Source organism: Nocardia tenerifensis NBRC 101015 (genome assembly GCF_000308715.1).
Lineage (GTDB): Bacteria > Actinomycetota > Actinomycetes > Mycobacteriales > Mycobacteriaceae > Nocardia > Nocardia tenerifensis.
The window spans coordinates 1-11,733 of record NZ_BAGH01000277.1 but is presented as its reverse complement, the minus strand read 5'-3'; the positions used below and the strand labels follow the sequence as shown (position 1 = coordinate 11,733).

The following is an 11,733-nucleotide window of genomic DNA, read 5'->3' as shown; positions in this document are numbered from 1 at the left end:
GCCCGGCGCGCCATCGGATACGCACAAGTCCTGTCGTACCTCGACAACGAATACGACGTGAAGCACGCGCAAGAACGCACCCTGATCGGCACCCGGCGCTACGTTCGGCGGCAGCGCTCGTGGTTCCGCCGCGACCGACGGGTGCGCTGGGTGAACGGCGCCGCCCCCGACCTGGTCGCGACCGCGCTCACCCTGCTCGACGAGAAAGAACGGACCCCGCAGTGACCCGACGTGTGAGCACCCGCAATGCCTCGGTCCAGGTATGGCAGGCCTACCTGAACAACCGGACCAAACGCCACCGCGACGGGCGCTTCCTGGTGCAGGGCGTCCGGCCGATCACCCAGGCCGTCGCCAACGACTGGCCGCTCGAGACGCTGCTCTACCGGCTCGGCACGCCCGAGCTGTCCAACTGGGCGCGGGAGCTGCTGGACACCAGCGACGTCCCGCAGGTCGGCCTGGTTCCGGAGTTGATGGCCGAACTCGGCGAGAAGGCAAGCGGCATACCGGAATTGGTGGCTGTGGCGGTGTCGCGGCAGCAGGAGCTCGACACCTTCGAGCCGGGGGAGCCCGGCGAGGACGCGCCCGTCGTCGTGGTGTTCGACCGCCCGAACTCGCCGGGCAATCTCGGCACGCTGATCCGCTCCGCCGACGCGTTCGGCGCGAGCGGCGTGATCGTCACCGGGCACGGCGCGGATCAGTACGACCCGCAGGCCGTGCGCGCGTCGACGGGTTCGCTGTTCGCGATGCCGGTGCTGCGGGCGGCCGGGGCCGCGCAGGTCCTCGAGTTCCGCGACCGGCAGGTGCGCCGCGGCATCCCCACCCGCATCGTCGGCACCGACGAGAACGGGCACCGGGCCGCCTACGACCACGACTTCACCGAGGCGACCATCCTCGTGATCGGCAACGAGACCAGCGGGATGAGCGCCGCCTGGCAGCAGGCCTGCGACGACCTCGTGCACATTCCGATGGGCGGCACCGCGAGCTCGCTCGGCGCGCCCTCGGCCGCGGCCGTCGCGCTCTACGAAATTTCCCGGCAGCGCAGGACGTTTGCCAAGTGACGAGCAGGTAAGGGAGAACACGCAGGTGGCGGATATCGAGTTCACCAAGGGCCACGGCACGCAGAACGATTTCGTCGTGCTGCCCGACCCCGAGGTTCGGCTGGACCTGACCGCCGAGCGGGTCGGTGCGCTGTGCGATCGTCAGCGCGGCCTCGGCGCGGACGGCGTGCTGCGGGTGGCGCGGGCCGGTGCGTTGCGCGAGGCGGGCGTGCTCGCCGAGCTGCCCGACGGCGTCGGCGAGACCGACTGGTTCATGGACTACCGCAACGCCGACGGGTCGATCGCGGAGATGTGCGGCAACGGGGTGCGGGTTTTCGCCCACTACCTGGTGGCCTCCGGCTTGGAGACCGGGCACGAGTTCGTCGTCGGCAGCCGGGCGGGTGGGCGGCCGGTCGTCGTGCACACCGCGACCCCGGTGCACGGTGAGGTCACCGTCGACATGGGCGTCGTGCGCGAACTCGGCGAATCCACCGCGACCGTCGCGGGCTGGGCCTACCCGGGCCTCGGCATCGACGTCGGCAATCCGCATCTGGCCTGCGTCGACCCCGGTCTGTCCGCGGAGGGTCTGACCAAACTCGATCTGACCGTGCCGCCCGGATACGACCCCGATCTTTTTCCGCACGGTGTCAACGTGGAGCTCGTGACCGCCATCGACGCCGACCGCGGGGTCGATATGCGCGTCTACGAGCGCGGTGTCGGCGAAACCCGTTCCTGCGGAACGGGAACCGTGGCGGCCGCGGCGGCGACGCTGGTGCGCGAGGGCTTCCGGATCGCCACCGACACCGGTGAGGTGCGCGTCCGCATCCCCGGCGGTGAGGTCACCGTCGGCTTCGCCGGGGGCGTGGCGCGGCTGCGCGGGCCGTCGGTGCTCGTCGCCTCCGGGACCATCGCCGAGGGCTGGTGGGAGCAGCTCTGAGGCGGTTTCGCGGCGAAACGGCCGTATTCCCCAACACGCTGTGCGGAATATCCGAATGCGCCGGGTCGGTGCATCGTGGGATCATGGATCCTGTATGACGAAATCCAAAGTTTATGAATTCACTCCGGCCGACGACTTCACCGAGACGGCCGATGACGACATCCTGCTCGAGGACGGCGCCTTCCCGGACGACGCGTCGTCCGACGAGGCCGAGGCCGGCGACGTGGTCGCCGAGCACGCCGCGCGGATGAAGCGCTCCGGCGGCTGGACCGCCGCCGAGCCCACCGTCGGCGAGATGCAGCTCGACGAGCGCAGTTCGCTGCGCCGCGTCGCCGGGCTGTCCACCGAGCTCACCGACATCACCGAGGTCGAGTACCGGCAGCTGCGCCTGGAACGGGTCGTGCTGGTCGGTGTGTGGACCACGGGCAGTTCGGCGCAGGCCGACGCGAGCATGACCGAACTGGCCGCGCTCGCCGAGACCGCCGGTTCCGAGGTGCTCGAGGGACTCATCCAGCGCAGGGACAAGCCGGACCCGGCCACCTACATCGGCTCCGGCAAGGCCGAGGAACTGCGGGCCGTCGTGCTCGAGACCGGCGCCGACACCGTGATCTGCGACGGTGAGCTCACGCCCGCGCAGCTGACCGCGCTGGAGAAGGTCGTCAAGGTCAAGGTCATCGACCGGACCGCGCTCATCCTGGACATCTTCGCCCAGCACGCCACCTCCCGCGAGGGCAAGGCGCAGGTCGCGCTGGCGCAGATGGAGTACATGCTGCCGCGTCTGCGCGGCTGGGGTGAGTCCATGTCGCGTCAGGCCGGTGGTCGCGCGGGCAGCAACGGCGGCGTGGGTCTGCGTGGTCCCGGTGAGACGAAGATCGAGACCGATCGCCGGCGCATCCGCGAGCGAATGGCCAAGCTGCGCCGCGAGATTCGCGAGATGAAGACCGCGCGCGACACCATGCGGGCGCGGCGCACCTCCAGCGGCATCCCGTCGGTCGCGATCGTCGGTTACACCAACGCGGGCAAGTCCAGCCTGATGAACGCGCTCACCGGCGCCGGACTGCTGGTGCAGGACGCGCTGTTCGCCACCCTCGACCCGACCACCCGCCGCGCCGACCTCGATGACGGCCGCGAGGTCGTGTTCACCGACACCGTCGGTTTCGTCCGGCACCTGCCGACCCAGCTGGTCGAGGCGTTCCGGTCGACCCTCGAGGAGGTGACCGACGCGGACCTGCTGCTGCACGTGGTCGACGGCTCCGATGCGCTGCCCGGCGAGCAGATCAAGGCGGTTCGCGAGGTGATCACCGACGTGATCAAGGAGCAGGGCACCACGGCCCCGCCGGAGTTGCTGGTGGTCAACAAGATCGATGCACTCGACCCGATGGCGCTGACCCGTCTGCGCGGGCAGCTCCCCGACGCGGCGTTCGTCTCCGCCCGTGCCGGGCTCGGCATCGACGAGCTGCGCGACCGCCTCGCCGAGGTGCTCGGCGGGCTCGACGCCGAGATCAGCATCCTGCTGCCGTACAGCCGCGGCGACCTGCTGGCGCGTATCCACGCCGACGGGCGCATCATCGACTCCACCCACGAGGAGGGTGGGACCCGGGTTCACGCTCGCGTCCCGCACTCGCTCGCGGCGGCGCTGTCCGAGTACGCCCATGCGGGCGGCGCGGACAGCAATGGTCACGTCGAGTGAGCCGATAAGAAAGTTCGCATTTCGAGGTGGTGCGCCGAGCCAGCTCGGTCAGGATGCCGGCGACTCGCGCCCAGCTGGGTGCGCCGCTCGGAGTTACCTGCTTCGGAATGGTGCGAGGCAGGCTGACTTCTGCGGGGCCGGTGTCCACATGCTGTGTTCCGACTCAGCGCCGAGGTAGGGCTCAACGGCGACGGCGCGCACCTGCGGCGGATCGAGCGGCTCGCGTCGAGGTGATGTTCGCTCAGGCTGCGTCGGGTCAGCGCCGCGCCTCGATAATGGCTGGCCTGTGCGGTCTTTCGGAGTGGCGGGCGTGCCACGGCGGGTGGCTGACGTGACCACGCGGGCGTTGCACCAGGTTACGGCGGATCGGTTGAGGGATTCGGCTCGGCGTGGGCAGCTGAGCTGCGATCATGTCCGGTTGAGCGCGGAGACGTTGGGGGTTACCTAGCGGACGGTGTGGCGGTGGCTGCAAGCACGGCGTTGCGGGGCGACCGCGAGCCCTCGGCGGCGGTTCCGGGTCGATGCCGCGCTGCGGGTTCGGCTGGCGTATCGGCGGTCCTCGCGGCGCTGCGGGCGGCGATCACGCGCGCAGAGTCTTAAGGGCCGGTCGGCGGGCTGCCCGTGGTGGTGCGGGTCGATCGAGGCAAGGACTTCCTGTCGCGCACCGTGGCGAGGCGATGGGCGCGCGGGGTCGATGTGCCCGGTTACACACCACATCTGAAGGGCGCGGTGGAGGCAATCAACGGCGCGGTCGAGGAGACCCGAGCCTCACCCCATTCGTCGCTACGAGCGACCACCCGCCGAGAGGCGCTTGTGGGACGTCGGCCTCCTGCAGCGATTACGCCGCCAGCACGTTCTGCTGGCGGCGTAGTGCTATCCGCACCGCGTTGTGCGAGGACGGTCGCGGTCGTGCCCGGCTGCTCGATATTCGACACCGCGATGGTTCCGGATGGGCGAAAACTTCCCAGGGCCCTGGCACGCACGACCCCGCGATGCCGACGTTGGCACTCGCGCGCTCGGCAGTATGGCTGTGCAATCACGGATATGGATTCCGCCCCGTCGTGACGGAGAAGTTTTTTGGGAGGAAATCACCTGCCGCCTCCCATCCATCGTCTCGATGGTGACGAAGACTCTTCGATTGGATCAACAGTCCCTTCGGCGACTCCGGGGCGCGGGGGTCTGCGCGACATAGGTGGAGTGGAGAAATTCGAGTCGTTGCCATCCGTGGACGGTGCGGCATCGAATGTTGTTCGTGTGATGCCCGGCAGGGGTGGGTGTTCGGACAGGTTTGCCATGACGCGGTCGGGGGTCCGCTCCGTTGACGAAGGAAGGGTTGTGTAGGTGGTTGATGCCAGAATAGGGCGGTGTTGGTGGTGGGGTGCGCGGGTGGTGGCGATGGTGGCCGCCGGTGCGCTCTTAGCGGGTGGCGTGGTGCACGTGGAATCGGCGGTGGCGCGAGCGGAGGAAAGTGAGCAGAAGCCGCCGCCGGGACCGTGGCCGGCACCGGATGGTCGGTTGTCCATCGATCAGGTCTGGCCGGGTGTGAAGGCGAAGCCGGAGCTGTTGAAGCTGGTGCTCGAGGAGTCGTGTATCACCAGCGGCAGCCCGGCCTGCACCATGTCCAAGCAGGACATCGACAGCATCGACGCCGACACCAAAACCGACGTCGATGAACTGCACGACATCGCCGCCAGCCAGCCGCCTGCCGACAGCGAGAAGGGCAGCCAGGCCGCCGCTCCCATCGCGGCGCCCAGTGCCGCGGCGCTGAGCAAGACCTTGAAGAACATCGCCAAAAGCATGTCCAAGGCCAAGAACAGCGCCGCGGTGCGCAAACTCGCCGACAAGACCCAACAGCTCGAAAGGATCGCGACCTGGGCAGGCCATACCAAGAATTCCCTGGGTACCGGCGCGGAGCTGACGACCGGGAACGTGGAGAACATCGCGAAGGCGGCCGTGGGCACCGCCCTGGCGTTTACCCCGGTCGCCGGTGACCTCTTCTCGCTGGCCATATCGATCGCGGACGGCAATGTCCACGACGGGATCTGCGCGGTCGTCAGCCTCGCCGCCACCGCCGTCGGCTTGGTGCTCCCACCGGTGGGCGCGGTCGTCGCCGCCGGTTTGGCGGTCTACCAGCTCGGGAACCTGCTGTGGAGCTTCTTCCAAGCCGAGGCCACACCCCGCGACTGGATAAAGAATCCGCCCGCCACCGCCAAGGAACTGTTCGAATCCGGTGCGAGCATAGGATGGGAATCCATCCCGGTAGGAGGAAAGAAAGCCACCCTTGTCTTCGACCGCAAGCAGCACATCGCCACCCAAACCCTGCTCATGGACTCCAAATGGGGCAAGTCCAATAACAAGAATCGACCCGTTGTCACTTACAATCTGCTTCCCCAAAAAAATGTAATGTGGTTGTCGATTCCAAAGAACTTTCCCACGAAGGATACCGTCGTGACGCTCAATGTGTGGCAGAACGGTGATATCACTAATGCCGAATGCAGATTCCTCCCCGTCGTCCTCACCCTCCAATGTAACAATTTGGAGAAACGCGTGACGATTTCCCAAGGACGTCCTGCAGTGCTCACCGTGTCATACATCTACGACCCCGAGAAGGTGGCGAAATCTATTTGCTCCGGCCCGCCGTGTGTGGCCAGCAGGAAAAAAGGGAGCTTTCTCGATGTTTACCCGGAGAACCAAACGGACAAGGGGGTGCAGCTGCCTCTTCCTTTCACGGTAGGTTTGAGATGACAATGCGACTCTGTGAACCCGTCGACGTATCCGAAGAGGTCCGCGATCTCCTCAGCAGGTGAGTGCTTCGCGAGCGACGACAGCGACGCTGTCGTCGCTCGCGACCTCCGGCAGAGTGCATAGGGTGTAACTCGTGGGTTCGGTGTCGTCTTCCTTGCGCCCGGGGCACTGCCGTAGTGCCAAGACGCGGTCGAAGAACACCGTTCGACCCAGCACAACTCGGACGCCGGGCGGGCACACCCGGGAGTCCGGCCTGGCCCATGGCCGCCAGTAGTCGCGCGGCTGGGCGACGGGTCGAGGCTTCGGCCCGCACCAGGGTGATGTCGTCAGCGATCTGTTCGGCGCTTACCCTCAGCCGCGCGGGATGGCCGGACATCCACAGGCCGTAGCGGGCCATGCCGCGCATGGCGGTCGAGCCAAGTCGGGCCAAGTCGGGGCGCGGCGGCGGGTGGCGGTGGTCGAGTTGCGGGACCGGATGCCCGTGGGCTTCATGGGCGCGGGGCGCCGCGGGTGGCTTCGGAGCAGACCGTCCAGACTGTGGCCGCGCTCACATGTGATGCGGCACAGTGCAATTCGTTACGGTATTGTTCGGGGCGACATCAGGAGGGATGTATGTCGCACGACCGTTCGGGTGGTGGCGTTGCGAGGGTGCAGGGGTCGGAAGCGCTACCGCGTGACGAGGCGGTGCTCAGTGACGGCGCCCCGCTGGAGGTTTCGCTGAGGGGCAGCGATCTTCGGGTAATCGAGGCGCTGCTGGCCCCGCTGCGGGCGTGGACGAGTCCGCGGTTCTACGGACTCGAGAACATCCCCACCGAGGGCCCGGTCCTGCTCGTCGGCAACCACAACCTGATGGGCGGCATCGACGCCCCGCTGCTGCTGCCCGAGGTGCTGCGCCGCCGCGGCCGCCTGATCCGCGGGCTGGCCGAGAATGTGTTGATCGCCGTCCCCGGCGTGCGCCACTTCCTGCATCGCTACGGCGCGGTCCGCGGCACCCGCGCCAACTGCCTGGCCCTGCTGAAGCGCGGCGACGCCGTCATCGTGTTCCCCGGCGGCGGCCGGGAGGCGGTGCGCCGCAAGAACGAGAAGTACGTCCTCAAATGGGAGGGCCGCACCGGCTTCGCCCGGATGGCGATCGAGGCGGGCGCACCGATCGTGCCCGTCGCGATGATCGGCGTAGACGACGCCTACGACATCGTCCTCGACGGCGACCACCCCCTGCTGCGCCCCCTGCGCTGGACCGTCGAGGCCCTCGGCGTGCACCCCGACCTGACACCCCCGCTCCTGCGCGGCCTCGGCCCTACCGTCCTCCCACGCCCCGAACGCTTCTACTTCTCCGCGGGCACACCCATCGACCCCGCCCCCTGGCGCGACGCCGCCGACCTGACCACCGCCGCAAAGGAATTGCGCGACGTGGTCCGCAAGGCCCTCGAAGAAGAACTCACCTTCCTCTTCACCGAACGCGAACACGATTCCGGCCGAACCCTATTCGGCCGCGTGCGCGGCTGACTCCAGCGCTGACCACATACCCGGCTTACGTTCGAGCGCGATTCCCTTAACCGGTCTGTTCCCACAGCGCGCGGCGCGCGGCGAACGGGTTCGCGACAACTCGCGTGGGATTGCCGAACAGGAGTGTGTTCCGGGTCCGGTCGTCGTAGGCGGGCCACGCCCGCACCGACGGTACGACGGGGTGCCCGCGATGGCAGAAGCTGGTCCACGCGCTGCTGGCCTGTTCGGCGAGGGTGGCGCTGGCTCTGCTGGTCGAGGTGAGCGCGGCGCAGCGCAGGTTGGCGAAGAAGTAGAGGACGTCCTCGCTGTGGCTGCCGGTCCCGCCGCAGAAGACGTAGGCGTAGACGGGCGCGGTCGCCGCGGCGCTGCGCGCGGACGCGAGGGCGAGCGCCGGAAAGCGATACATCGCGTCCGTGGTGACGGCGACGGCGATCTTGCGCGCGGAGTCGTGGGGCCGTGCCCGCCGGTGCTCCTCGACCAGCGCCGCGACGTCACGGCGCGCGATGCGCGAGCAGCGAGCGGCCAGCTCCGCGTCGTTCATGGCTGCCCAGTCCGCCTCGTCGGCGCCGAGCGTCCGGCTGGTCTCGTTCAACGTGCTGCCGATGAGCAACGGGATTCCCGGCGCGATGCCCGCCGCCACCTCGGCGTAGGCCCGCCGTTCGACGGGCACGCCGTCGAGCACCGGCTGAAATCGATACCCCAGTTCCGCGGCGACCATAGCCTGGGCGTCGAGCAGCCGGCGAACGCTCGTCCCGGCGATCGCGTGGGGTCGTCGCGCGGAGACGCCGAGCCGGCGCAGGACGGCGCGGGCCGCGTCCTCGGGCGAGTGGCGGCAGGCGCGGCGCGGCGGAGGCGGGCTGGCCATGACGGCGCGCTGGAACGGGGGTCGCGGCGCGGTCGTCAGCAGCAGCGTCGCCAGCCGGGACGCTCCGCGCGAGCCGCCGACGACGGTGATGTTGCCGGGGTCGCCACCGAAGGCGGAGACGTTGTGCCGCAACCACTGCAGAGCACAGGACAGATCCAGTATTCCGACGTGGCCGGAGTGCGCGTACTCGGGAGACCCGGTCCACGACAGATCCAGACAGCCGAAGACGCCGAGCCGATAGTTGACGGTGACCACGACCAGATCGCCCTGTCCGGCGAGGCTGGACCCGTCGAACCGCGGCCAGTCCGCCGCACCGAAATCGGTGCCGCCGTGGAGCCAAACCAACACCGGCGCTTGCACATTCGGCCCGGCCATGGCCCAGATGTTGAGCACGAGGCAGTGCTCGCCCTGATTCTCGACGCTGGTGGGAATGCCGAACAACGGCAGCATCGCGAAGGTCTCCGGCCGCGCCCCGAACGCCTCGCGCAGCGGCGGCTGCGGGCACGCCGGGCCGAAGGCGAGCGCGTCCCGGACACCCGCCCAGGCGGCGTGGGGCCGAGGCGGCCGGAATCGGGCGGCGCCCGCCGTGCTCGCGGCGTAGGGCACGCCGAGGAACGCGCGCACCCCTCGATCCACACGGCCACGGATCCGGCCGAGGCTCGTCTCCACGACGACAGTGTCCACGCGTTACTCCGCGGCTGCCATCGTCCGCAATCGGACGAGGTCTACCTTGCCCGCGCCGGTGCGCGGCAGGCGAGCGACCGCCCGCAGCGGCAGGCACTCGGCGGGCAGTTCGAGCGCGCGCAGCGTGGTCAACCACGCCTCGCGAAACGGCTCGACGTGTCCCTCCACATACACCACCGCCGCCTCGCCGGTCGCGGGCACGGCGGCCGCCGGGCCGACGCGCGTCAGGCGCCGCTCGACGTCGTCCAGCAGAATTCGCTTGCCGTGCAGTTTGATTCGGCGGTCCTTGCGGCCGACGCAGTACAGCATCCCGCGGTCGAGGTAGCCGAGATCCCCGGTGCGCAGGATGCCTCCGGTCGTGTCGCCCTCGCTCAGGTCGGCGCGGGAATGCGCGTAGCCCAGCATCACATTGGGGCCCTCGTACACGATCTCGCCCACGCCCCTGTCCGGCCCGTCGATCCGGAGTCGCCCACCGGGAACGGGCCTGCCGACCGAGCCGAGATGGTCGAGCAGTGACTCCGGCGGCAGGTAGGTCATGCGCGCGGTCGCCTCCGTCGCGCCGTACATCGGGCAGAAGCCGCCGCCGTGCGCGGCGAGCATCCGGCCGAAGTGCTCCACCAGTTCGGGCTCGAGCGCCCCGCCCGCCTGGTATGCCAGCCGCAGCGAGCGATGCGCCGACGCGCGCCAATCCAGCTGGCGCAGTAGACGATAACTCACCGGCACCGCGCCGATGTTCGTGACGCCGGCGCGCTCGGCCAACCGCCAGAACCGGCGCGACGTCGGACTCGACGGCGACAGCACCAGGCCCGCGCCGACGCGGAGGTGGCTGTTGACGATGGACAGACCGAAGCTGTAATCCATTGGCAGGCTGGTGATGCCGATGTCGGCGGCGTGAAGGCCGAGCGCTTCGGCGATGGCCTCGGCGTTGGCCGCGACATTGGTGTAGGACAGCCGAACGGCCTTGGGCTGCCCCGAGGATCCGGACGTGGTCATCAGCAACGCGAGTTCCGGATGGATGCCGTCTTCGCTCGGATTCGAGCGAACGAGCATCCTGGCGCCGAGAAACGAGCCGCCGGAACGGTATCCGGCGGGCACGGGTTCGGTGCCGTCGTCGAGGACGCGCTCCGGTCGATAGGTGTCCAGGAGCCGGCCGCGCGCCAGGTCCTCCGCGAGCAGCACGGCATGCCCGTGTCGCAACGCCGTCAGATAGGCCAGCAGTCCGGGCAGTGTGCGGCCGGTGGCGACGGCCACGAGCGCCTTGTCCGCGGTGTCGAGCCAGGCTTCGGCCGACCGAATTCCCGAACGCACGGCATCGGCGGGGACGGGCTGCTCGCCCTCCCAGATCACCGGCTCGGCCGGTGCCAATCGCAGCGCGCGCAATGTCATCCCCGCCCGGACAGAGCTATCGGCTCGCGCGCGGTGAGCAGCTGGGCGAGGCGTCGCACGGTTCCGGCGCCGAACAACTCGATCAGCGTCAGCGGCAGATCGTTCTCGTCCCGCACCGCGGTGACGAACCGGACGGCGAGCACCGAGTCGCCACCGAGGTCGACGAAGTCGTCGAGCACGCCGACGCGCGGGCGATTCAGCACGCGCGCGAGACAGGCGGCAAGTTCATGTTCGAGCGCCGTGGCGGGCGCCGCGTAGCGAGACGCGCTGGGCGAGTTCGCCATTTCCCGGCGGAACCAGGCCTCGTCGAGGTGGTGTGCGGGCAGTTCGGTCACCGCCAGAACGGCCGGTTCGGCGTCGCTGCCCGCGCGGTCGAGAACCGCCCGCAGTTCCTCCCTGATCTCCAGGACACAGCCCATCTCGCTCAGCACCACCACCACGGCGGGGTCGCCGGACAGCGGCAGTATCGCGAAATCGGCCACACCGTCGTGTCCAGCGAGTGCTTGCCGGAGGGTTTCGGACAACTCCGCGGGTAATCTGTGAATCATATTGCGGCCCTTACAGTTAGGTGCGACAGTCGGCGAATCGCCATCGTGGACGACCGGCCTGTGCCGCAGCGGTGATCCTTCGTACGGCCACGGTCGCCCGCACCGCGGCGAGGGCGAGCGCGATCCCGCACAGGGTCAAGGTGATTCGCGCCAGCACCGGCCGTGCGTCGCCGGGCTGGGGGAGGTCTCCGATCAGCAGCGTCAGCGCCGTGCCGAACACCACCCACAGGCCGTAATCGACCGGCCGCACAGCGAAACCGAGCACGGCGACGCCGAGCAACATTGCGGCGAGCGTGATTTGGTTCGGCGAGACCATGATGGCCGCCGCCGCCGCG

9 protein-coding genes and 1 pseudogene are annotated in these 11,733 nt (G+C 69.1%); 6 read left to right on the top strand and 4 right to left on the bottom strand.

Annotation, left to right across the window (positions count from 1 at the left end):
• From ON39_RS21310 to ON39_RS21285, 6 genes and pseudogenes are all read left to right on the top strand, one after another.
• Positions 1-225 (top strand): annotated as a pseudogene (locus tag ON39_RS21310) (tRNA (adenosine(37)-N6)-dimethylallyltransferase MiaA); the annotation flags it as partial.
• A complete protein-coding gene (locus ON39_RS21305; RefSeq protein WP_040736985.1) occupies positions 222-1,058 on the top strand; it encodes a TrmH family RNA methyltransferase in 837 nt (278 codons plus the stop codon). The pseudogene ON39_RS21310 and the gene ON39_RS21305, both read left to right, overlap by 4 nt.
• Before the next feature lie 34 nt (positions 1,059-1,092).
• The gene (gene dapF / locus ON39_RS21300; protein WP_040736994.1) at positions 1,093-1,974 is read left to right on the top strand and encodes a diaminopimelate epimerase; all 882 of its coding nucleotides are present in this window, start codon (positions 1,093-1,095) and stop codon (positions 1,972-1,974) included.
• A gap of 247 nt (positions 1,975-2,221) precedes the next feature.
• Positions 2,222-3,664, top strand: a complete 1,443-nt coding sequence (gene hflX, locus ON39_RS21295; RefSeq protein WP_051186880.1) for a GTPase HflX — start codon at positions 2,222-2,224, stop codon at positions 3,662-3,664.
• Between the two features lie 1,386 nt (positions 3,665-5,050).
• A complete protein-coding gene (locus ON39_RS21290) occupies positions 5,051-6,409 on the top strand; it encodes a hypothetical protein (protein ID WP_040736982.1) in 1,359 nt (452 codons plus the stop codon).
• Positions 6,410-7,021: 612 nt separating this feature from the next.
• Positions 7,022-7,915, top strand: a complete 894-nt coding sequence (locus ON39_RS21285) for a lysophospholipid acyltransferase family protein (protein ID WP_051186879.1) — start codon at positions 7,022-7,024, stop codon at positions 7,913-7,915.
• A gap of 46 nt (positions 7,916-7,961) precedes the next feature.
• Here the strand turns inward: ON39_RS21285 and ON39_RS21280 are convergent, their stop codons facing one another.
• From ON39_RS21280 to ON39_RS21265, 4 genes are all read right to left on the bottom strand, one after another.
• A complete protein-coding gene (locus ON39_RS21280; protein WP_083894593.1) occupies positions 7,962-9,464 on the bottom strand; it encodes a carboxylesterase/lipase family protein in 1,503 nt (500 codons plus the stop codon).
• 3 nt (positions 9,465-9,467) lie between these two features.
• Positions 9,468-10,850 (bottom strand): AMP-binding protein, encoded by a 1,383-nt coding sequence (locus tag ON39_RS21275; protein WP_051186877.1) that lies wholly within the window; start codon positions 10,848-10,850, stop codon positions 9,468-9,470.
• Positions 10,847-11,398 carry a phosphopantetheine-binding protein gene (locus tag ON39_RS21270; RefSeq protein WP_083894592.1) on the bottom strand — a complete coding sequence of 184 codons (552 nt, stop codon included), beginning with the start codon at positions 11,396-11,398 and terminating at the stop codon, positions 10,847-10,849. The genes ON39_RS21275 and ON39_RS21270 overlap by 4 nt, the downstream gene beginning before the upstream one ends.
• 16 nt (positions 11,399-11,414) lie before the next feature.
• Positions 11,415-11,733, bottom strand: a 319-nt coding sequence (locus tag ON39_RS21265; RefSeq protein WP_040736977.1) for an FUSC family protein, incomplete at its 5' end; no start/stop codon positions are given.